The sequence below is a fragment of the Pseudoalteromonas luteoviolacea DSM 6061 genome, from assembly GCF_001625655.1.
GTDB classification, from domain to species: Bacteria; Pseudomonadota; Gammaproteobacteria; order Enterobacterales; family Alteromonadaceae; genus Pseudoalteromonas; species Pseudoalteromonas luteoviolacea.
The window spans coordinates 1-21,844 of record NZ_AUYB01000002.1 but is presented as its reverse complement, the minus strand read 5'-3'; the positions used below and the strand labels follow the sequence as shown (position 1 = coordinate 21,844).

Here is a 21,844-nt window from a genome sequence, read left to right as displayed (position 1 = left end):
GGTTATGAATAAATGGACTGAAATGCGAACCGCATATCGTCTTGGAAAACTTGGCACACTCAGTGCGACTGCTAAAGAACTCGGCATACACAGAAGCACCGTGATGCGACATGTAGATGTACTCGAAGAAGCTTTGTCAGTTAAGTTGTTTCAACGTAACGATCGTGGCTATATTCCCACCGAAGCAGGGTTAGAAGTCATGCGTCTAGGAGAGGTGACTGATGTTCAGTTTAGCCAATTTGCCAATAAAGCCATTAGCAGAGAAAATGAGTTAGAAGGAAAACTTTCAATTACCTGTGTTAGTGAGTTAGCCCCAGTGCTGATGCCACTAATTATGGAGTATCAAACACGGTTCCCAAAAATGCAGGTAGATATACTTGGGGATATTCGAAAGTTTGCATTGGAATACGGTGAGGCCGATATTGCAATCCGGATGGGACCAAAGCCAGATACCTTAGACAATATTGTATTTCACTTCGCAACCATTGAGTTGCAGCTGTGTGTACATACCAAATATATTGAGCGCTTTGGAATGCCGTGTGATCACAACCTCAGCGAGCATAAATTTATCGCTTTGAATGAACGTGCCTCCCATCTTCCTTGGAATGAATGGGTGTATAACCAAATACCGAAAGAGAACATTATTTTAACCAGTTCCGCTGGGCAAGTGTTGAATTATGCATTGCACAACGGGGTAGGGATCGGCGTAAGTACAGATGAAACTATCAAAAATAACTCAGACTTAATTGAAGTTAACATTGATGAAAGGTGGCAGATAGATGCGTGGATGCTAATTCATCGTGATATGTTAAATATTCCCAAGGTGAGAAAGTTCGTTGATCTTGTAAAGCAAGGTACGCCTGTTGGTTTAAATCTCAGTGTGTAATTTTTATATTTAATTAAATATGATTAGATTATAACTTTTATAACCCGCTCGTTGGTAATCGCTTATCTTTTTATAGCTCTTTTAAACGACCATTTTATGGTTTTAACCCGCTGAGTTTAATTAGATAGTCATCAATATATATACGAGGGAGGAGTACAACTACAATTTTGCTATTTTAGTGACAATTCTATACAGTATTTCTCAAAAATAAGGAAATACGATGCGATACATACTATCCGCTTTGTCAGCGATTGCACTTTCGATTACTTCAAATGCCGCATTTAGCTGCGATAATTTAGAGCAAATTCAGTCTATTTCTTCAAAGGTGTTGGCGGAGACTCGGGTGGTCAACATCAAACTGCCTAACTCTTATTGCAGCGAACAAGCAAAAGTTTACCCTGTTTTATACCTGCTTGATGGCAAAGAAAACCTTGCTGTTGAGTCTTCGATGTTAGACAAACTCTCCCGTTTTGGTGCTGTGCCAGAAATGATCATTGTGGCGATAGAAAACACAGATAGAGCCCGTGATCTAGCGCCTACAGTAAATCACGACCCTAGAGGTCCGGTTGGTGTTGGTGGCGGGGGTGATAACTTTTTGGATTTTATTGAGCTTGAGCTCATTCCTAATATTAATAAAAGCTATCGCACTCATGATTTTAAGGTGTTTTCTGGCGCTTCTATTGGGGGATTATTAGTGCTCCACGCGATGCAATCTCGACCTCATTTATTTCAGGGGCATGTGGCTTATAGTCCAGCGGTATGGTGGGGAGCTCAAACTACTCTGAGCAAGGTAAAAGCGTTTATTTCAAAGCAAACAAAGTTTGAGAATTATCTTTATATTAATATTGGTTCCGAGCCTGCGCCAATGCGTGATTATTATGACGAGTTAGCAACGCATTTATCGTTGCATAAACCGACAGGTTTTGAACTAGTTGCAAACACGTTTAATGATGTGCCACATGCCATGACCTCGGCTGCGGGGTCTTTTAACGCATACAGTAACCTGTTTTTACCATTGAACATGCCAAACAGCGCGCTCACCGAAGGGGTGAAATCTATAAAACAATATTATGAGCGAGTATCAGAACAGCGCGGCAAAAAAACTGTTGCACAGGAGTGGGTGCTACGTGAGCTCGGCTATGGGTTAGTGAATAACAAAGACTTTACCCAAGCTATCGAGGTTTTCAAATACAATATCGAACAATATCCGAATATGGCGAGTGCATACAACGGGCTTGCCTATGCTTTTGAGCAAAACAAACAATTTAAACAATCACTTGAGCAGGTTAACATCGCCTTAAAACTCGCTAAAAAAGGCGATGAAGGTTATGAAGTTTACCAAAATCGGAAACGGCGTCTCGTTGCTGCAATAAACAGCAAACAGAATATGCTTTAAAGGTTGGGAATTTACCCAACCAAAAGATGGTTTCACTCATAAAAAGTGTAGTCAGGGGGTTGTATATGATAACCCCCTGACTACCGTTTTATAAGAAAACTGCCTCACCTATAATTAATTCTGACCATGGCACGCGCAAAAGCGCAAATATGTATTGCGGTACTAACTAACTTCACACCCTTGCCTGAGACTCCCTGCCAGTTAAACAATATAAAGCCTTGCTGAATTTTACAGCAGCGCATTGAAGCAAAAAATGCCGTTTGCTTACTATAGATAGCGTCACACAATAGAGGCCTTTTTCACGCTGTTACCTGGTGTTGCAGAGCGTAATCGTAATTGGGTTTGCTACACTTCAAGCACTGTACCAAACTTAAATTTGAAATAATCAATGAGGAAAAAATACGTGAAAGCGAATATATTTTTGATGACTTTACTGGTAGTTTTTCTAGGTGGCTGTAAATCAGTTCAGTCGACAAATGAAAAAACAATGTCGGAACTCTGTCAACCGTTGACTTACCGTTGCCATGCTGAGCAAAAGTTGTCAGAACATACTAAAGAAGTATGGGCAACAGTCGTGAAAACACACACATTTGTGACTGAGCAAAACGCGCTTCGTATGTTAAATGGACTAACGGCTAATACGAATTTAGACAAGGCGCTAATTTATAAGCGTAAAGCAGAAATCAAAAACAAGATGGGCAATTACAAGGAGTCATTGGAAGACAATTTAAAAGCGCAAGAGTTAGATGTTTTAGATGCTACCTCTTACCGTAGCTTATTGTTATTAGAAATTAGAATATTATTCGTGTTAGAGGACTTCAATGCCACTAAAGATAGAGCGAATAAATTATGGCAATACTTAGAGCAGGCTTACAATCCTCATGTTGCGACAATGCTGGCATATATTGCTCAAAAAGAGGGTAATATAACAGAGTATGACAAGTGGGTGTTGTTAATCAAACAAAACGAACCTGCAGATCGAGCAGCCAGATTACTCAGTGCATTGCCTGATTACTCGGGTAAGCAAATGAAAGGAAAGCCTGCGTCTGTATATACATCAACAGGAAAATACCCTAAAGACATTCCGCAATTTGATCATGTAGAAAGAGGGCCCAAAGCGCCTAAAGTGACCTCTAGAAAAGGACCCCGTTACCCTTTAGAGGCGGCTCAAAAAGCAATAGAGGGAAAGGTTGCTATGACCTATGATATCAATGCGAAAGGGGAGCCGATCAATATAAAAGTTGTCTATGCATATCCTGAAGGCGTATTTGAAAATGCTGGGGTTGAAGCACTCAAAAGTTGGCGCTACGAAGTAAATTTAGACGCAAGTGGTAAGGTAATTGAAGGCAAAGGCTTTAACTTGGTTTTAAGCTGGGCACTTGAATAACATCAAGCATGTTACACAGGGTAAGCAAACCCTTGGGTTATTCAAATTTGGCTTACCCTTTATTGCACAAGGCACTTTACTGTGACAAGAGCTTAAAAAGCGACATTTGTGAACCTCATTTGTAAACGGGCATCGTCCATGCTTTGCGTTTAGCATCCTTTAGAGCCACTGCGTTTGAGGTGTTGTAATCGAATAGATGACCTTTGTTTACTCAGGGTTTTGTATAGAGTGAGCTTTTAAAGAATTTCAGTGCGCAAGTATGGCCAACAAATTGTTGACCGTGAAGCAAGCGATTAAAGCATGACAGGCCCATATATTAGCCTTGCCTGCGTCGAAATCTGGGCCGTTTGGGTAACAACATCCATCTTATAAGTAATCGTTATTAGAGTGACGGGTTTGAAGGTAATAAGATGTTGTGGTTGTGGCAAACTCCGTAAAGCTCTCTCTTTAGTGCATTGCCAATCTAGCAGAGGCTTGCTTCAAAATAATCTTCTATCTGTAAATAATGCGTACTTAATGCAATGAATTCTCATTCTTACTCGTGTATATTGATATGATATATTGTATCAATATTGGGTGTAGAGATGTCGAATGAAAAGCAAATAACAAAAACAGAAGTCGTAATAGTGGGTGCTGGTCCTGCTGGGTTGGGTTGTGCCGCGCTTTTGAAGCAAATGGGTATTGAAGATCAAGAGCTTATTGTATTGGAGCGGGGTGAAGTTGGAGAGTCATTTTTACGTTGGCCAAAAGACATGCGATTAATTACTCCCTCATTTCCCAGTAATGGATACCACCAAACAGATTTGAATGCGATTACACCAGATACATCACCTGCGTTCAATGCGGGCAAAGAGCATTTAAGCGGTGAGGAATATGCCAAGTATCTTTCAATGGTTGTAAACCATTACAAGATCCAAGTGACGACTCACACTGAGCTAGAGACCGTGATTTCTCGCGGGCCAGGAAAGGGATTCGAGTTAGTCGCGGGCGATTTCACAATACATTGTAAGTTTTTAATTTGGGCTGGTGGAGAATTTCAATCTCCAAATACCACCGGATTTACAGGTGCAGATCTTTGTACACACAACTCTATGGTCAAGGAGTGGAAAACACTGGAAAAGGGCCGTTATGTTGTTATTGGGGGTTATGAAAGCGGTGTAGATGCTGCATTTAACTTAGTTAATAATGGCAATGAAGTCACGTTATTAGACCTAAATGGAGAAGAGCAAGATACTTTTGATCCGAGCAGGGTTTTATCTCCTTACACTGCTGAGCGTTTATCTAATATGTCTAATGCTGAAGGTGTGGAATATGATGACAACTTTGAAGTAAGCAACGTTTTTAAGCAAGGAGATGGGTATGTTGTGCAATCAACAGATGGCAAAGAAGTTTTCTCGCAATATCCGCCTATCAACTGTACCGGGTTTGACATTGATCTGGGTCCAGTCACCGACTTTTTTGTATATCAAGACAATGGCTACCCTTGGGTAAGCCCGTTTGACGAGTCAACGAAAATACGCAATGTATTTCTCGCTGGCCCTCGTTTATATCATGATCCCACACTACTTTGCTTTATCTATAAGTTTAGGGGGCGGTTTGCGGCTCCCTGTGCTGTAATTGCGGGGGAACTGGAGTTAGATACGTCCATTTTTAAACACTATCAGCAAGCAGGTATGTTGTTACAAGAGCTAGACTGTTGCAAAGAGCAGGAGTGCTTTTGCTAATGGAGCAATGTATTGATGTACAAACTTTTTACCCAGAGCCTAAAAGAAAAAGTAAGTGGCTATTAATCGGTAAAGAAAGCGTTGGTAAGACTGCACTTACTGAGAACTTAACAGGTAAGCGGGCAGGCAGCAGTAACTTACAAGGTAGCTCGCTATTTTGCCAAGAATACGTTTGGAATGGCCAGGTGATCACTGATACGCCAGGGATCCAAACGCGCATGGATAGTGTCGTTACTTCGCAAGTATTACGACGTTTAAAAGCCAGTGAACACGTCATTCTGACACTCAAATCGACCGAATTGCCTACTGACCTGAGTGATTTGTGGGAAATGGTGCAAGGGCGTAGTGGCGTTATTATTATTACTTATTGGGACAAAGTTAAGCATCGCATTGACGTGCAACGCGAATTGGCAAAGTTACGAGCGCAGACTAATTTAGCGTGGATCACTATCGATAATCGCCATATAACATCAGAACAACTGGCGCAAATAGAGTTGGCACTTGAACGTCCAGCAAAATTTCCAACAAAGACCCCAGAAATCACCGCAAACTGGTCAGTTAAACCCAAGCGTTTGTTTTTTGAGTCTGACTATCTTGGGCCTTTGTTATCCTTTTTCTTATTAGTGTTACCGGCTTGGCTCGCTGTAACTAACGCGAATGCCTTTGCTGATTTACTCTATCCCCATGTAGAATCGCCAGTGAATTCGATTAAAGAGATGTTGAGCGCTTTGCCTTCACCAGTTGATCACATGTTGATTGGAGATTATGGCTTAATATCAATGCTGCCATTTTTAATACTGTATGCTCTACCTACAGTTATTGTATTTTCCGCTATTATTTCAATTTACAAAACAACAGGGCTTATTGATAGATTATCCTATCGCCTAGACCCGTTTATGCACAAAATCGGCCTAAGCGGTAGAGATTTAGTGCGCGTTATCATGGGCTTTGGATGTAATGTTCCAGCAATTATCCAAACTAGAAATTGCTCTTGTTGCACAAGAGGAAGTTGTATCTCTGCAATTTCATTTGGCTCTGCTTGCTCATATCAATTGCCTGCTACAGTTGCGGTCTTTTCTGCAGCAGGCAAGCCGTACTTGACCCTGCCATATTTAATAATATTAGCGGTAACAACGTGTATTTACTTGTTAATAACTACTACAAAACAACAAAGGGCTGCTGCTGCATCATACAACTTATTGAGCCGCGGCTTTTTACAGCCACCCAATTGGCGGTTTGCAATATCAGAAATGAAGAGTGTGATGAAATCATTTTTTTCCACTGCATTTCCTCTTTTTATTGGGATTTGTTTACTGGTCGGTTTATTGGAATGGTTAGGGGCTATTGAAACATTGATTGCTACCGTCTCACCATTAATGTCTGCGGTTAACTTACCCGAAGGTGCTGCAATCGCCGTTATTTTAGGTGCAATTAGAAAAGATGGATTGGCGATTGGGTTGATAGATAGCACAACTCAAGGGCTCAAGTTGCTCGAAATAACCGATATGCAGCTGCTTTGTGCCGTCTATCTAGCCGGGGTGATGTTACCCTGCGTGGTCTCACTGCTTACTATTGTTCGTGAAATGAGTGTTGGTTATGCATCGCGGCTAGCGATACGTCAAATTTTCTGGGCGCTCTCTTTTACGATGGTATTGTCTTGGGGCGCACCCCTTTTATTTTCGATATAACCTATACAAACCAGAGCTGGTGTTTAGCTAACCAGCTCTATGTCTAATGAATGCTCGAAACTCTGCGTTACTTCTTTAATTTCTAGGCTGCACCTGAGTTTGCTTCCACTATTTCCATCAAGAGTTTACGCATGAAAGCAGAGAATTTGCATTTTAGCGGTTTAATTTAGTAGCTGGACGTATTTTTATCCACTATGGTCAAAGGTATGTTATTGATTAATGCATAGATTGGTCGTCTTAATTTGTGGCTATAGATTGATCTTGTTGCCAATTTCGACTGTATCATTCTTTGGGCATAACACTAAGGAGCATAAATGCACTTTCCCACTGCTAAATCCGCTATGGTTGCTTTGAGCTTTGTTTTATTCAGCGCTTGGGCTGCATCAATTGAGTCTGTCGAAGCGCAAGTTATAAGCGATAAAGTTACTTGGCATAAAGCTCCTGAGTTACCGATTGCGATGCAGGAGATTTACCCAGCAGTTTTTAAAGAGCGAATTGTTGTTGGAGGAGGGTTTACTCCCTCAGACTCTCCATCATTTTTTGGGCTTGGCCCAAGCACTTCAGTGTACCTATTAAATCCACCGACTGGACGGTGGCAAAAAAAACCGTCATTACCAGAGCCTAGGCATCATTTAGGGATGGTTAGCAACCGGCATTACGTTTATGGAATTGGTGGCTTTGCTGGTGAGAAAGGCAGTGCGTGGCAGATTCAGCGTTCAGTGTACAGGTTAGACGGCACCTTCAGAGAATGGCGAAAAGGCCCTTCATTACCGATCCCTCTGGCTGAGTCAGTGTATGCTAATGTTGGCAAAAATATCCATGTAATTGGTGGTAAAACCATTTCTAAAAAAACAGGCAAAAATGTCGATAGTGACGCACATTTTGTTTTGGTAAACAATGCATACTGGCGTAAGGCAAAACCTGCAAAAATTGTTAGAAACTCTGCTGCCAGTGCAGTAATAGGCGACAAAATTTACGTGATTGGCGGGCGCACATCTGGTGAAAATAGTGCAAATTTACAAGATGTTGAGGTATACGATAGTAAAAAGGGCAGCTGGGCTTCTTTAGCACCCTTACCCGTTGCTGCTGGTGGGCTTTCCGCGAGCGTATTGAATGGCAAAATAATTGTTACTGGCGGAGAGGTGTTTGGTCCAAAAAATAACTGGAAAGCAGGACAGGCATTCAAACAGGTGTGGAGTTACGACCCACAAACTGATAGCTGGGAAGCGCTACCTGACATGCCAACACCTAGACATGGCCATGGCATGGTCACTTTAAATAACACCTTATATATTATTGGTGGTGCAGAGAAGGTTGGTCCTCAGCAGCCCTTATCCTCAGTCATATCTATTGAAGGACAAAAACCACAATAAACAGGTTAATCATGTGGCTCGTTACAATCGGGCCTGCATGTCTACTTCAAACCTACCTTTTATGTAGTTTACAAGTTGCTTTATTTGGCTTTGAACATGCCTTTTGCCAAAATAGTAGGCGTACATCACTCGCTTACGAGGGCGCAACCCAGACACTTTTAATGTAACCAGTTCATTTGTCACCATGGTATTAGGCAGCATTGCCATATAATGCGTTGTCATGGCTGCATGTTGTGCAAGCCCAAGATCATCAACAGCGAGACTTTCTTGTGGGGATAGCGTGACTTCGGTATTAGCAGCATCTAAAAAGGTCCACTTCTTGGCAGGATGCGAAATCACACAGGGCAAAGAGGCTATCTGTTGAATAGTAATTGTATTTTGCACTAGGCCATACTTTTTTAAATATGCTGGGTGTGCGCAAACCGAATAAGGAATATCCCATAAATGCAATGCTACGGCAGAGGAGTCAAGCAATGGACCGACGCGAAAAGCGAGGTCAATATCGTCTTTTAAAAGGTTTTTATTGGTGTTTGAAAGCGTGACATTGAGCTTTAAATCTGGATGCTCTGTGGCAAAATCGATGAGCCAACTGCCAAGAAAGTCAATGCCAGCTCGCACGGGCATAGATACATTCAGTGTGCCTTTAAATTTTGCCTCTGCATCTTCTGCAAGCGCAATCGAATCATTGAGGTTACTGAAAAGAGGTGCACAATCAAGATACAACTCCTTCCCTCGTGGCGTGACTTTTATTTCTCTTGTGGTTCTTTGTAGTAGCACTAAACCGAGCGCACGTTCAAGCGCTTCAATTCGCCTACTGACGGTACTATGTGGCACCCCAGTTTTAGAAGATGCGGCTTTTAAGCTGCCTAATTCGACTACTTTACAAAAGAGGTTTAGGTCGTCAAGTACACGCTTCATTATCTTGCTCGAATAAGTGTAGGAATCTTTATTATCCCACTTTTGGGATTGATAAGTCCATTATTGCTGATTTTTATATCGTCTCAGGCTCGCTAAAGTACGGTTCATACCAACACGAATAACGTCCAAACACGGGAGCAAGAACATGAAAGCGATTTTATTAGAGCAAACCGGTGGTAGTGAGCAACTTCGATATAAAGATGTTGAAGCTCCAGCACTTCAGAGTGGGCAAGTTTTGATTAAAGTAGCCGCTGCACCGGTAAACTTTATTGATACCGTTATCCGCGAAGGCAATATGCCGCCAGGTATGGTGCCTGATTTACCCTTTATATCTGGTGTGGAGGGGAGCGGCACCGTCATTGACGCAAATGGGTCAGGATTAAAACTGGGTCAGAAAGTCGCATTTTTAGGCGCAATTGGCGCTGCTACGTACGCTCAGTACACAGCTGTTGATGCTGACAAGTTGATCATTTTAAGTGACGAAGCCGATCTGACAGAAGCCGCAGCGATGCCAGTTACATACTTTACTGCTTATCATATGCTGCATAACGTTGTCAGAGCTCAACAAGGGAAATTTGCTCTAGTCTACGCCTCAACTGGAGGAGTTGGAACTGCACTGATCCAGCTTGCAAAAGCGGCTGGCATTAAGGTTATTGCATTGGATAGAAAAGATGAAAAAATGGCGCAAGCACTTAAACTCGGTGCTGACTACGCATTTAACTCTACTACAGACTGGGTAGAACAAGTCAAAGAAGTGACCGATGGCAACGGGGTTGATTATGTTTTTAACCCTGTTGCAGGAGATTCCATAAAGCAAGATTTAGAAGTTCTCGCAACTTTAGGGCATATCGTCATTTTTGGTTTTCTTGGCGGGGTTGGTGAAACCAATATGCAAGCTGAAGTCGTCAATTATTTCAGTAAAGCGCCCACGATTAGCTATTCAGAGATTTACGCCACTTATTTTAGTAACTTTACCCTTGTTATGGACTCTTTAGCGCATGTTTACGAGTTGCTTGCACAAGGTAAACTTCAACCCGTATTTTCGACCATGCCACTTGAACAGGCAGCAAAAGCACATGAACAAATTCAAAGTGGAAAGGTGCTAGGTAAGCTGATACTCACTCCTACATTCGCCGACTAACATCACGCACAACTTGGGGCTGTAAGTTCATTCATGTAAGTGCCTTGCGCCATGCCTTCTGGCATATAGCTGCTATAGTTAAAATTAGCTACTAGTGAACCGCTGCAAGGAAGTGTATGGACGGCAACATCCCCTTTCTCGTGACCGACAAGGACTTATTGATTAAGTTTATCAGCCCTGCTGCATCAAAGTTATTGGGCTGTAAAAATGTCTTAAACTTGTCCATTGAAGCTCTCCTTAATTTTCAATTAGATAACCAAGATAGTGCCATCGGCAGCTACAAAACTCAGTACTTCAAACTGGTTAAATATTCAAACCCAGAAGGGTATTCTTTTGTACTTCAACATAGTAGTACGATCTTTGATGAAGGCAGTTTTTTAGCTGACGCTATAGACAGTGCAAACATTGGCCTTTGGCGCTACAACGTAGACTCAAAATATGTGTATTTATCTGATCTCTCAAAACAGTTTGCAGGTGTAGAAGGGGTTGCCAAAATTACTTGGCGCAAACTTCTATGTTTGGTGCATAAAGATGATCGCGCATTGTTTCCTCTGTTTTTTGAAAACCATGTGCAATTTGGAGTGCCACTACAGTTTGAATTTAGGCTGAGAAGCAGTGGGCAAAAGCGTTGGTTTTCGCTCAAAGGTAGCAAAGCCCAGTGCGAAACATCTCAATGGATCAACGGCACACTGCAAGATTGCACATTAGAAAAAAACACCGTAATTGCACTGAATGATGCAGATGAAAGTAAACAACTGGCCATTGAAGCTGGGAAAATAGGAACTTGGAGAGCCACTAAGTCCGGCAAGTTATGGCGCTGGAAATGGGACATGCTGGCTAACAGTATGTTTGGGTTAGATCCAAAAGACATTGGTGATTTAAACAAGTGGGTTGAACTATTGCACCCCGAAGATAGGCCCAAGGTGCTGGCTGCACTGGATGAGAGCCTCAAAACTGGCGTCGAGTTCAAACAACATTACCGTAGTGTGCTAAAAAATGGTGAGGTAATCTACGTGTTTGCACAGGGCCGAGTTGGTGAGAACTACAAAGGGGAACACTGCAGAATTGATGGTGTTTGTATTAATCAAACTGAAATTCATCAGGCTCAGCAGGCGCTAAAGGAGCTTAATACCGAGCTCGAGTCTAGAGTGAACGACCGCACCGCTGAATTACATAACACCCTTCAAAAAGCGGAACGTGCAAATAAAATCAAATCAGAATTTTTGTCAATGATCAGCCACGAGTTGAGAACGCCGCTCAATGGGATTATTGGAGCACTAGATTTGTTGGCTCATTGTACGCTGTCTAATGAGTCAAAAGATTTGGTTTATACCGCTTCGACTTCAGCGAATCATTTGATAACGATTTTGAATGATTTACTCGATTTGAACAAAATAGAAGCGGGTAAATTAGAATTAGAAACAGTTGAATTTGACTTGCCAGCTTTGATATCTGATGTAGTTTGCACGTTTAGTGCTTCTGCAAAAGAGAAAGGTATTGGTATCAAAGTGTATGAGCAATTAGCTATGCTAGCCCCTTTAAAAGGTGATGAAAATCGCTTCAGGCAAATCTTATTAAACATACTTGGCAATGCGATTAAGTTCACAAACACCGATGGTATCAAACAAAAAGAAATCACCCTCACAGCTCAATATAAAAGACTGAATATCTATCAAAGCGAAATTATCATCAGTATTGCGGATACCGGCGTAGGTATGAGTCCAGAAACCGTTAATAAGCTTTTCACTCCTTTCACGCAAGCTGAGAAGTCAACGACACGTAAATTTGGTGGCACAGGTTTAGGGTTATCAATTTGTGGAAAACTCATTGATATGATGGGGGGGCAGATTATTGTTGAGAGTGAGCTTCACAAGGGGAGTAAATTTACGATAAAAGCGCCATTTTGGGTAGATATTAGTGAACGTGAAGCACCACCTAAGGCCCCACTTACTTGCTATGTAGTCGCAGCGCTTTCTCATGACAATCAACATATCCTGAATTTGGCAAAGTCCCTTTATGACGTCACTGAGGTAGTGCATATTGAACACCACAGCAATTGGCATAATTCAAATACCAAATTGAACCTGGTCCTATCTAGCGAGTTGGAATTGATGTCTCAATATTTAACCGAGATAGAGCAGCTTCCCAACTTAGTTATATACACTGATGGCGGTATACACAGCCAGTTCACTTTGTCTTTGCCCCAGTTTGCGGTGTATGCAAACCAACCAATCACAGCTCATCAGTTTTACACGCAAATCCAAGCACAGCAGCAAGAGATGCTTAGCATCGATGACTTCGCCTTTGACAGTGAAGAACAAGAAAGCAGCATTGAGGCTGTGTCATGTACACACGATATCTTACTCGTTGAAGATAATCCATTTAATCAAAAACTGATCAAAAGCCAGCTTGAAAAACTTGGTTTTTACTGTGATGTTGCTAGTAATGGCGCGGAAGGATTTAACTTTTGGTATAGCCACAATTACAAGCTCATTCTGACAGATTGCCATATGCCAGAGGTAGACGGATATGAGATGACCAAGCAGATCCGAACCGAAGAAGCGAAGAATGAGCAATCACCAGTGCCTATTATTGCTGTCACGGGCGCTGTGATGCAGGGAGAGAAGGATATGTGCACATCCATTGGGATGAATGATTTCTTGTGCAAACCAGTAAGACTGACCGATATAAAGCAGATCATGGAGCGTTGGTATGAATACTCAACCTGATGAATTAAAAACGCTAAATCGCAGTACTATCATTGACTTAGTGGGTGATGAACCAGACAAGATAAAAAAGTTTCACTCAGAGTTTTTAGCACAGGCCGCAAGCGTGTTAAAAACTATCGTTAAATCATTCAATATCAACGATTTTGGTGAACTAAAAAGCCAAGCCCACTTTCTCAAAACATCTGCCAGAGCCGTCGGTGCTGAGCGCAGTGCCTACTTTTTAGAAACTATAGAGCACTACAGTTTAGCGAAAAATAAAGCTGCCATTAAACAAGTTATTATCAAGTTGAATAGTGAGTTTATTGCAATTAAAAAGGAGCTAACCAATGGTGAGTAATAATCGTATTGCAAAGCGTCATCCAGCAGTTTTGGTGCTGGCCAACAGGGAAGATGATATTCAAGGTGTTGCGCAGCTTATTTCGGAACAAACTAATGACTTTAGATGCTTGGTGGTAAAGAAAACCGCACTTGATGACATTGAGCAAATGGCACCAAAAGTGATTTTATTTGCATTATCTGACGTGAAAAAAAGCATTTGTTTGTACAACATGCTGATTAAAGAGAAACGCTTAGTTAAAAATCACTATAGTGTTTTGTTGTGTAGCAACAAGGAATCAGGGTTAGCTTTTAAGTGCTGTTTAAAGAATCTATTTGATAGTTACTTTGTTTATCAGCCCTTGTATGAGAAGTTTCGTTTGCAGCTCATTGTTTATGAAGGGCTCAAACAATTTACAGACTCAGATACCTACATTGAATCTTTAGACAATATCATTCAGAACCAGAGTGAGGAGCTTAACTCGCTGATAGAAATGGGGCTGAGCTATAAAGCCTCTGTTGTTGAAGAGATTAATAAGAGCCGAGAAGAAGTTAACAGCATCAATCAAGATATTCTAAACAAACTGCCAGATAGTATGCATAAAGAATTGCTCTCTGAACTAAATGAAACACATATTCAACCGCTCTTAAGTGCGCTGGAGGAGTCGCTTTCAAGTAAATTGCTTGGTCTAGTCGATGGTCTCAAACAATCAAAAGATTTAAATAACTTGCTAATGCAGCAACTGCAGCAGCCAATAAAAGACAAGCAGGCGTCTGAGCTTCAAGGCACCGGTCTGAGTAATGGGTTTTTAGAAGAGCCAGAAAGTACACAGTCGATCTTACTGGTAGAGGATAATCATATTTACCGAGAAATGATCAGTGACGTATTGAGTAATGTTGGTTATGAAATAGAGCAAGTAGATGATGGCTTAGCAGCAATCAAAAAAATAAAATTGACGCAATATGACTTAATTGTGATGGATCTCTTTTTGCCTAATTTAGACGGTTTAAATACCACTAAGCATATTCGAAATGTGGGTAAAAACATTAAAACTCCTGTTGTGGCACTGACAGGCAATAAGAATAAGCAGCTTGTGAAAAAGTGGGCTGAACATGGGCTAGATGGCTATATTTTGAAACCGTCAACCAAGCAAGAGATCCTTGCTGTGGTTAACAAAGCGATTGGTAACTAAGCCACTTAATCATCACAAGCCTGTTTTGAGTGGTATAAGTTTTTGTTTCTATTTAAATACATGAATTTATTGCTTATCTATTGGTAAGTATAAAATCAAAGATAAGTCATACATACGTCAGGATCTGCAATCGCGAAGAGCATAACTTAACTGGAAATTAGATTATCAGTTAAGAGAGTGCAGCTTTTTTCTGCACTTAAAGGAAATGTATGAATTCACGTCTATTAAAGTTGTCGCTTGCATCTACAATAGCTGTTGTAGCAGGCACGCAGATTTTGGGTTGTCATGCTACGCAAAGCGATGAGCATGCTTCATATAAATTAATTTACTCTTCTTTAGAATCTACAAAACGTTCAATTTACCTAAGTGATGAACACGGAGTGCGGCGCTTAAAAGTTATCGACGCCACGGATTCAGATGGTTACCCAGCGGTATCTCCAGATGGTAAATTAGTTGCTTTTTATGGAAAGTATGACAAGTTTAAAACTTGGTCGATCCACTCCGTTGCTATAGATGGTTCTAATCTGAAGCGTCTGACCCATACAAAAAACAAGTGGGATAGTGCGCCAGCTTGGTCACTTGATGGCAGAACTATTTTATTTACTAGGGAGTATAAAAACCCCAATGGGAAGTGGCAAAGCCAGATTTGGTTAATGAATGCAGATGGCAGTGAACAGCGTAAAATTAGTGGGCTGCAAGGTGGAGGTGCAAGCTTTATAGACAACGACAGAGTGCTGTTTCACTCTCATACCAGCCCAAGCCAAATAAGCATTGCAAATATTGATGGCAGCAACATGGTTAAGCTGACCAATGACGCAACGGATAATCGTGCTCCACGCCTTTCACCAGATGGAAATCACATAGTTTACTTATCGAATAGGGATGGCAACCAAGAGGTGTATATCATGGACATTAATGGCAAAAATCAAAAGCGATTAACGTTTAATCAAGTTGAGGACTGGGATGCAACTTGGTCAGCAGATGGCAACCAAATATTTTTTGCATCTGAAAATTCACAAGGATCCTTTGATATATACAAAGTAAAACGAGATGGCTCGTCTTTACAAAAAGTGCTTAATAGGGGGTCTCAAGTCGCAGCAGTAAAAACCCTTAATGCTGCTGCACTACAAAAACTTATTCAGAGCAACCCACCGAATTAGCGTCTGAACAGCAAATGTGTGTCAAAGTTATGATCAAAGAGCTGATGCAAATGAGTAAAAGTAGAGTGGCGGATCGTGCACGAAAAAGCAAAATACTGCGTTCATAAATGCATAAATCCGTGCTCCCCTGTTGTTTAACGATGCAATTAAACCTCTTAGAGCCTCCAAGTAATTGAGGCTCTAAGAGGTTTTTGATTGTGCCGAACTAGAACGCTAGCTTAGGCTATCTAGTCGTTTTTAGACTGTGTGTTGTCTGAACTATCACCTTGTATTTTTTCCAATAACTTTTGCTCAACTCGGCGTGCTTGAATACCTTGTTTAAAAGCATCCCAAGGTTGGACCACAGGTTCAGATGGTACGTCATTTGTGGGGTTTTTAGTCGCTGAGAACATAACGTTAGCGAAGCGATTGAAAACGAATAAGCGTTTCAATACATCAAACCAAAAGGGAGAGCCTAGCCCAATCAACATGCCGGTAATGAGTGTGGTAACTATCCAAATTAACCACCCCAAGCCAAATTGGTCGATACCCATTGCTATGGAGTCTCGAAATGCCAATGCATAGGCCCCGATATCAAGTGGCATAGCATCATTATTGATAAATGGTTGTTTCGGCCATCCATAAGGTATGTTCAAACTGTTTATTTCGGTCAATACGGATTGTAATTCTGTTGATGAGGGAGCGTTAGGTTGCGCATGAACTAAGGTTGCGGCTTTTTCCACTAATGCCTTGCTTGCATCGTTGTTATATTGCAGAGAATGTACGATTGTGATTAGGTTGATGTTCATAGCGAATGCAAGAAAAACAGAGACCAAAATGTTCACTTTTCTAGCGTGAAGTCGGTAATACTCGCTGTATCGTTCACCAATTTCTTCAAACCTGTAGGCAATATCTTCAATAAAATACTGAGCGTTGTTTTCTATACTTTCAAAAATTTGATAACCGGTATCCGTTTTAGCGAGGCTGCGCATAAATTCATTTGTCGTGATGCGCTCTTTACTGTCTTTTTTGTCTACATGCCGTACAAATTTGTCAGCGGCATCAGCTGGTTCATCGCTTGTAGTATAAGGTTTTAATTCTTCAGTATAAAAGGTGTGCAGCATGTCGTTTAATTGCTTGCTGCGGGTGTTCAATTTGCGGTTTATCAGCTCAACCAACATTGAGCTTAGTGACGAAAATAAAAACATCGTGAGAGAAACGGCGATGATAACTGAAAATATTTCCATATCTGATTTCTTATTGATAAATATGATTTAAAGTATATTGATATACACTACTTTAGTTTAAATACTAAACAAAAGCCCAAATAAAAATTCAATGAGAATACGCAGCGATATCGCCATAGCGCTTGATGCAGGATTTACTGAGGAGGAGAGGTTAAGCCTTGCATCCAAAACTCACTGAGTTGTTTTATATCTGGCATAGGTGGGGTTGGAAAAGTTTCATATTCATCAGCAAACACTTGAGCGGCTATATGCCTTCCAGCCACTTGCGCAGCTGTCGTTTTTGCTATTCGTTTCTGATAAAACCCGTCTAATATTTTCTCTAATGGTAACTGGAGATCTAAGGTTGTCGCCAAATGCCAAGCATCTTCTAGCGCTTGGCAAGCGCCTTGACCTGAGGTAGGTAAAGGTGCATGGGCCGCATCCCCTAACAGTAAGAGGTTATCAGAATGCCAGTGAGGCAAAGGGTCAAGATCGTGAACAAAAATAGGTTTTACATCAAGTGATTGTCGATTCTGAATGGCTTGGCGAATCTCATTGGGCCAAGTATCAAACCGTAAACATAGCTCATCTTGCCAATGACGATTGCTTCCCATACAGCTTTGCGATTCGCGCCATGCGGCAGCCCAATAGCAGAGGTTAGATTTTAGTGGAACAATACCAAACCGCTGTCTTTCACCGCGATATTCCCGTATGTCAGCACTTGCCAAATTATCCACCTGACTCACACCGATGATGTTGATAAACCCTTGATATTGAGGCATTACGCTTTGGCCAAACAGAGCGCGGCGAGTTGCTGAGTGCATTCGCCCGTCGGCACCTACAACAAGGTCATACTGAGCCATTAATTGGTTGGTTTTTGTTATCTCAATATTGTGTCCAAAATGTACTTTAATATCTAAACTTGTAGCGCGTTGATACAAGATGCACATTAATTTTTGGCGCAAAATAGCCACACTTGGGTAGCCGCATGCCTTATTCAGCTCATCAATGTTAAGAATAACTCTGGAGTGGTTATATTTATCAAATTGGGATATAGCCTGTGGTAATCCACCGGCACTTTGGACCTCCTCTAATAGCCCCATCTGATCCAAGACAAACATAGCATTTGGCCAAAGCGTGACACCTGCACCCAAAGTAGAAATGTTATTGTTTCGCTCGAATATCTTGACTTGATGACCTCGTTGCGTCGCCAAAATGGCAAAGGCCAGACCAGCCACGCCTGCACCTATAACTGCAATATTTTTACTCATAATAGTGTCCTTTTTTGTTTTTTAGAGTATTCCAAATGCCAATATTGGGATAAATCTGTTATTTTGATTTTAATAATCCCATTTTATGAGAGAGTTAAGTGCTGGAAGGTTTAGAGATAAAATGGCTAATGAGCTTTAAAGCTGTATATGAGAGTCTGAGTTTTAAACTGGCAGCCGAGAAGCTTCATGTTCCTAGCTCTAATGTAAGTCGTCATGTCGCTTTACTAGAAGCGCACTTAAATGTGCGCTTACTACAGAGAACTACTCGTAAAATGCACCCAACGGTTGCTGGCACGATGCTATATGAATCTCTTACTCCAAATCTTGTGGCCATAGAGGGGGCCCTAATTGAAGCATCTTTTGGCAGCGATACTGTAAAAGGCCATTTAAGTGTTGTTATGCCAGATCTGCCTTTTATGGCTGGGATCGTTGCTGAATTTGCGGCGCTCCATCCTCAAATACAACTAAGCTGTGATACCCAGCTAAATCCAAAAGAAGGCTTAGTGGATGGAATTGACGTTGTAATCAGCTTTAGTCGTGGCAAGCTACAAGACTCGGGGTGGGTTGCAAAAGAATTGCTACGGTGGAGAAGTTGCGTGGTGGTTTCACCGCAGCTGTTGGGCAGTGATGAACCTCAATTGACATTAAGCGAAATACTCAAGAAACCCTGTATTACGACCCATTCAGTCCTGCAAGGGAAACCGTGGCGATTTAAAAATAATATTCAGTTAAATGTTCAATCCCGGTTTAAAGTTAATAGTGGACACATGGCAAAAGCCGCTGCGATAAAAGGGATTGGCTTTGCCTTGCTTCCCTTACATGCCTGTGAATCAGAACTTGAGTCAGGCCAGCTGGTTAAAGTCACGCTAGATCAAGAGCCTGAGGATTTGGTTTTAAATGCATTTTATGCCGGCCGTAAGCATTTGCCTGCCAAGATCAAACACTTTGTTGAATTTCTCCAAACCGAAATCGCCAAATTAGAATAAAAAGGCGACAGAGCTATTACAATGGGTACAGACACTGAGTACCCATTGTGAAGCAAATTAAAACTCATTGAAAAATGAAAGCTGCACAGGGTGCTTTAAAGCCTTGGGTCTAACTTGTTGGACTTGCTCAATAATGTTGTTTTTGCTGTAACCGAGCTGTTTCATCAGCAAGCCAATAACTAGCCCAGTTCTACCCGAACCACCTTTACAATGAACCGCAATGGTGCCTCGGTTTTCTAATATGGACATCAGTGCATTTTTACTGGCATTAAATGCATGGGTAAAGTCTTGGTTTGGTTCAGCATCATCAGGAAGCGGTAATTGAAACCATTTGAGACCTAAGTTTTGACATGCCTCTGGTATGCCCTCAGCATTGTTCTTTTGCATTTCAGCATCGTACATTAATGTCACAATGGCTTGTGCACCGGCGTCTTTTAATTGACCGACCGAAGCATCGAGCGCCACATCTTTTGTGCCAGGGCACGGTGTAAATATAAACGTTGGGCCATTTTTGAGTGTAAGAGTGTCAAAAGGGTGTTTTTGCATAATAGTCTCGAGTTCAAGTTATGAGTTAAACCAATGTTTGGTTTTGTTGACAATAGCAACCAGCGATAACATGACAGGTACCTCAACGAGCACACCCACGACAGTTGCCAGTGCAGCGCCTGAATGTAAACCAAATAGAGAAATGGCCACTGCTACAGCCAGCTCAAAGAAATTTGATGTGCCGATTAAACAAGCTGGAGCTGCAATATTGTGTTTAAGCTTGAGTTTTAACGCTGCAAAATAAGCGATGAAAAAAATGCCATAAGTTTGCAAAATTAAAGGAATGGCAATAAGCACGATATTGAAAGGTTGCGAAATGATCGTGTTGGCTTGAAAGCCAAACAGCAAAGCGACGGTTGCAAGCAAACCTATGACTGAAAAAGGTTTAAGCTTTGCGAGTAATGTGTTGATGGCGTCGTCTTGCTTACCTGAATTGTTGAGCTTTTTTCTGGTAACAATACCGGCCATTAAAGGCAATAGTACATATAAAACCACGGAGATAAATAAGGTATTCCAAGGTACGTGAATATCAGACACACCAAGTAGCAGCCCAGCAATAGGGGCAAATGCGAAGATCATGATTACATCATTTACTGACACTTGTATTAGTGTGTAATTTGCATCACCCTTGGTGAGCTGAGACCATACAAATACCATCGCTGTACAAGGCGCGACACCTAATAGAATCATCCCTGCAATATACTCTTGCGCGCTTTCAGGTGACACGTAACTGGCAAATATTCCCTCAAAAAACAACCAGCCCAATGCCGCCATTGAGAAAGGTTTAATAAGCCAGTTTATGATAATGGTTAGAAGCAGCCCTTGCGGGTTTTTGCCCACCTCTTTTATCGTTGAGAAATCGATTTGCACCATCATTGGGTAAATCATGACCCAGATAAAAAGTGCGACAACCAAATTTACATTTGCAACGGTGATTGAAGCTATTAATTCAAATAAAGGTGGGAATATAAGGCCAAGTCCCACTCCGACTGCAATACTTGCAGCAACCCATACAGACAAATAACGCTCAAAAATGCCCATTTACAGCCTCTTAGCTACATAGATTAGAAAAACGAGTAGGGCGATCGCCCATCGCATTTAAGCGTGCAAGTTGTTGCTCGATAAAACTTGGCTCATTTATAACTGTTGAAGTAATCGTGTGCTTCATCCACTCTGGTAAGGTTGGATTGAGAGAATAAAAGACCCATTGATGATACTTTCTATCTGACAAAATACCGGCTTTTCTTAACTGAGCTAAATGGCGAGACACTTTAGGCTGGCTTGGTTCATCTAATGCGGTCATCAGTTCACAAACACAAGCTTCCTTTTCAACAGCAATAATTAGTAAGGTTTTTAATCTGGTCTCATCAGCCAGTGCTTTAAAGAATGCTGTTGGGTCAATCGCTATTGGTGGTTGAGTTGTACGCTCCAATAATAAGGTTTGTATTTTTTCATTGATCTCTTGGAGAGTTTTTTCAAATGGGTTGTCACCGGAGCGGGACTTTGGTTCTTTGATATCCCATGCTAAACAGTTGACGCCGTTGACTCTGCCTTCACACTCTTTTGTAGCGCTGCTACATAAAGTAATCACGTAATCAAAGTGCATATTAGCAAAGTCATCTATGTGTTGAGAATTAAGCCCTTCGGTAGGGAGACCAAAGTGCTCCAACGCTGCTAATGTGCGCGAGTCAGCACCAGTTGGCTTTGTGCCTGCGCTATATACTTCATATGCCCCTTTACCATGGTGTTTTAAAAGCACCTCTGCCATTAGAGATCTGGCTGAGTTTTCAGTACATAAAAACAGAACTTTCACTGCAATGCCCTCATCAAAAGTTAGTACATAACAAATTTGTTATATACTAACTTTGTTATGTACTAGCTGCAAGTAGTATTTGGCATTGCCGTAAATCAAGATTAGCTTAGTTT

Annotated in this window: 18 protein-coding genes; 12 read left to right on the top strand and 6 right to left on the bottom strand. The window is 41.4% G+C overall.

Annotation, left to right across the window (positions count from 1 at the left end):
* Positions 1–4: 4 nt before the first annotated feature.
* From N475_RS00175 to N475_RS00150, 6 genes are all read left to right on the top strand, one after another.
* The gene (locus tag N475_RS00175) at positions 5–886 is read left to right on the top strand and encodes a LysR family transcriptional regulator (RefSeq protein WP_162269570.1); all 882 of its coding nucleotides are present in this window, start codon (positions 5–7) and stop codon (positions 884–886) included.
* Between the two features lie 220 nt (positions 887–1,106).
* A complete protein-coding gene (locus N475_RS00170) occupies positions 1,107–2,282 on the top strand; it encodes an alpha/beta hydrolase-fold protein (RefSeq protein WP_063364481.1) in 1,176 nt (391 codons plus the stop codon).
* A gap of 403 nt (positions 2,283–2,685) precedes the next feature.
* Positions 2,686–3,669: a TonB family protein gene (locus N475_RS00165; protein WP_063364480.1), complete on the top strand. Its 984-nt coding sequence runs from the start codon at positions 2,686–2,688 to the stop codon at positions 3,667–3,669.
* A gap of 584 nt (positions 3,670–4,253) precedes the next feature.
* Positions 4,254–5,393, top strand: a complete 1,140-nt coding sequence (locus tag N475_RS00160) for an NAD(P)/FAD-dependent oxidoreductase (RefSeq protein ID WP_063364479.1) — start codon at positions 4,254–4,256, stop codon at positions 5,391–5,393.
* Positions 5,393–7,081: a nucleoside recognition domain-containing protein gene (locus N475_RS00155; RefSeq protein WP_063364478.1), complete on the top strand. Its 1,689-nt coding sequence runs from the start codon at positions 5,393–5,395 to the stop codon at positions 7,079–7,081. Before N475_RS00160 ends, N475_RS00155 begins: the two co-directional genes overlap by 1 nt.
* Positions 7,082–7,395: 314 nt before the next feature.
* Complete coding sequence (locus tag N475_RS00150) at positions 7,396–8,454, top strand: Kelch repeat-containing protein (RefSeq protein ID WP_227008489.1); 1,059 nt, start codon at positions 7,396–7,398, stop codon at positions 8,452–8,454.
* A gap of 21 nt (positions 8,455–8,475) precedes the next feature.
* On the opposite strand, the gene N475_RS00145 is transcribed toward N475_RS00150, so the two are convergent.
* Positions 8,476–9,372 (bottom strand): LysR family transcriptional regulator, encoded by an 897-nt coding sequence (locus tag N475_RS00145; protein WP_063364477.1) that lies wholly within the window; start codon positions 9,370–9,372, stop codon positions 8,476–8,478.
* A gap of 145 nt (positions 9,373–9,517) precedes the next feature.
* On the opposite strand from N475_RS00145, the gene N475_RS00140 reads away from it, so the two are divergent.
* The 5 genes from N475_RS00140 (at position 9,518) to N475_RS00120 (ending at position 15,910) form a co-directional block, all read left to right on the top strand.
* Positions 9,518–10,513 (top strand): quinone oxidoreductase family protein, encoded by a 996-nt coding sequence (locus N475_RS00140; protein WP_063364476.1) that lies wholly within the window; start codon positions 9,518–9,520, stop codon positions 10,511–10,513.
* A 116-nt stretch (positions 10,514–10,629) separates the two neighbouring features.
* On the top strand, positions 10,630–13,242 hold the full coding sequence (locus N475_RS00135) for an ATP-binding protein (RefSeq protein WP_063364475.1): 2,613 nt from the start codon (positions 10,630–10,632) through the stop codon (positions 13,240–13,242).
* Positions 13,226–13,579: an Hpt domain-containing protein gene (locus N475_RS00130; RefSeq protein WP_063359010.1), complete on the top strand. Its 354-nt coding sequence runs from the start codon at positions 13,226–13,228 to the stop codon at positions 13,577–13,579. The genes N475_RS00135 and N475_RS00130 overlap by 17 nt, the downstream gene beginning before the upstream one ends.
* Positions 13,569–14,750 (top strand): response regulator, encoded by a 1,182-nt coding sequence (locus N475_RS00125; protein WP_063359009.1) that lies wholly within the window; start codon positions 13,569–13,571, stop codon positions 14,748–14,750. The genes N475_RS00130 and N475_RS00125 overlap by 11 nt, the downstream gene beginning before the upstream one ends.
* A gap of 209 nt (positions 14,751–14,959) precedes the next feature.
* A complete protein-coding gene (locus N475_RS00120; protein ID WP_063364474.1) occupies positions 14,960–15,910 on the top strand; it encodes a TolB family protein in 951 nt (316 codons plus the stop codon).
* Positions 15,911–16,137: 227 nt separating this feature from the next.
* On the opposite strand, the gene N475_RS00115 is transcribed toward N475_RS00120, so the two are convergent.
* Both N475_RS00115 and N475_RS00110 read right to left on the bottom strand, forming a co-directional pair.
* Entirely contained in the window at positions 16,138–17,136 is a 999-nt protein-coding gene (locus tag N475_RS00115) for a hypothetical protein (RefSeq protein WP_063364473.1), read from the bottom strand.
* 134 nt (positions 17,137–17,270) lie between these two features.
* Positions 17,271–18,386, bottom strand: coding sequence for an FAD-dependent monooxygenase (locus N475_RS00110; protein ID WP_063364472.1), 1,116 nt, complete (start codon positions 18,384–18,386; stop codon positions 17,271–17,273).
* Between the two features lie 98 nt (positions 18,387–18,484).
* On the opposite strand from N475_RS00110, the gene N475_RS00105 reads away from it, so the two are divergent.
* The gene (locus N475_RS00105) at positions 18,485–19,372 is read left to right on the top strand and encodes a LysR family transcriptional regulator (protein ID WP_193343378.1); all 888 of its coding nucleotides are present in this window, start codon (positions 18,485–18,487) and stop codon (positions 19,370–19,372) included.
* Positions 19,373–19,429: 57 nt separating this feature from the next.
* Here N475_RS00105 and N475_RS00100 read toward each other — a convergent pair whose 3' ends face one another.
* Genes N475_RS00100 through N475_RS00090 form a run of 3 tightly spaced genes read right to left on the bottom strand, consistent with a single transcriptional unit; the run spans position 19,430 to position 21,731 of the window.
* Positions 19,430–19,918 carry a dual specificity protein phosphatase family protein gene (locus N475_RS00100; RefSeq protein ID WP_063359005.1) on the bottom strand — a complete coding sequence of 163 codons (489 nt, stop codon included), beginning with the start codon at positions 19,916–19,918 and terminating at the stop codon, positions 19,430–19,432.
* 18 nt (positions 19,919–19,936) lie between these two features.
* Positions 19,937–20,959 carry an ACR3 family arsenite efflux transporter gene (arsB, locus tag N475_RS00095; protein ID WP_063364471.1) on the bottom strand — a complete coding sequence of 341 codons (1,023 nt, stop codon included), beginning with the start codon at positions 20,957–20,959 and terminating at the stop codon, positions 19,937–19,939.
* Between the two features lie 10 nt (positions 20,960–20,969).
* Positions 20,970–21,731: a metalloregulator ArsR/SmtB family transcription factor gene (locus tag N475_RS00090; protein ID WP_063364470.1), complete on the bottom strand. Its 762-nt coding sequence runs from the start codon at positions 21,729–21,731 to the stop codon at positions 20,970–20,972.
* Positions 21,732–21,844 lie beyond the last annotated feature (113 nt).

Bases quoted from the DNA above. Each gene is read 5' to 3' on its own strand.
- N475_RS00175 (WP_162269570.1), top strand. From the start codon at position 5: ATGAATAAATGGACTGAAATGCGAACCGCATATCGTCTTGGAAAACTT.
- N475_RS00170 (WP_063364481.1), top strand. From the start codon at position 1,107: ATGCGATACATACTATCCGCTTTGTCAGCGATTGCACTTTCGATTACT.
- N475_RS00160 (WP_063364479.1), top strand. From the start codon at position 4,254: ATGTCGAATGAAAAGCAAATAACAAAAACAGAAGTCGTAATAGTGGGT.
- N475_RS00155 (WP_063364478.1), top strand. From the start codon at position 5,393: ATGGAGCAATGTATTGATGTACAAACTTTTTACCCAGAGCCTAAAAGA.
- N475_RS00150 (WP_227008489.1), top strand. From the start codon at position 7,396: ATGCACTTTCCCACTGCTAAATCCGCTATGGTTGCTTTGAGCTTTGTT.
- N475_RS00145 (WP_063364477.1), bottom strand. From the start codon at position 9,372: ATGAAGCGTGTACTTGACGACCTAAACCTCTTTTGTAAAGTAGTCGAA.
- N475_RS00140 (WP_063364476.1), top strand. From the start codon at position 9,518: ATGAAAGCGATTTTATTAGAGCAAACCGGTGGTAGTGAGCAACTTCGA.
- N475_RS00135 (WP_063364475.1), top strand. From the start codon at position 10,630: ATGGACGGCAACATCCCCTTTCTCGTGACCGACAAGGACTTATTGATT.
- N475_RS00130 (WP_063359010.1), top strand. From the start codon at position 13,226: ATGAATACTCAACCTGATGAATTAAAAACGCTAAATCGCAGTACTATC.
- N475_RS00125 (WP_063359009.1), top strand. From the start codon at position 13,569: ATGGTGAGTAATAATCGTATTGCAAAGCGTCATCCAGCAGTTTTGGTG.
- N475_RS00120 (WP_063364474.1), top strand. From the start codon at position 14,960: ATGAATTCACGTCTATTAAAGTTGTCGCTTGCATCTACAATAGCTGTT.
- N475_RS00115 (WP_063364473.1), bottom strand. From the start codon at position 17,136: ATGGAAATATTTTCAGTTATCATCGCCGTTTCTCTCACGATGTTTTTA.
- N475_RS00110 (WP_063364472.1), bottom strand. From the start codon at position 18,386: ATGAGTAAAAATATTGCAGTTATAGGTGCAGGCGTGGCTGGTCTGGCC.
- N475_RS00100 (WP_063359005.1), bottom strand. From the start codon at position 19,918: ATGCAAAAACACCCTTTTGACACTCTTACACTCAAAAATGGCCCAACG.
- arsB (WP_063364471.1), bottom strand. From the start codon at position 20,959: ATGGGCATTTTTGAGCGTTATTTGTCTGTATGGGTTGCTGCAAGTATT.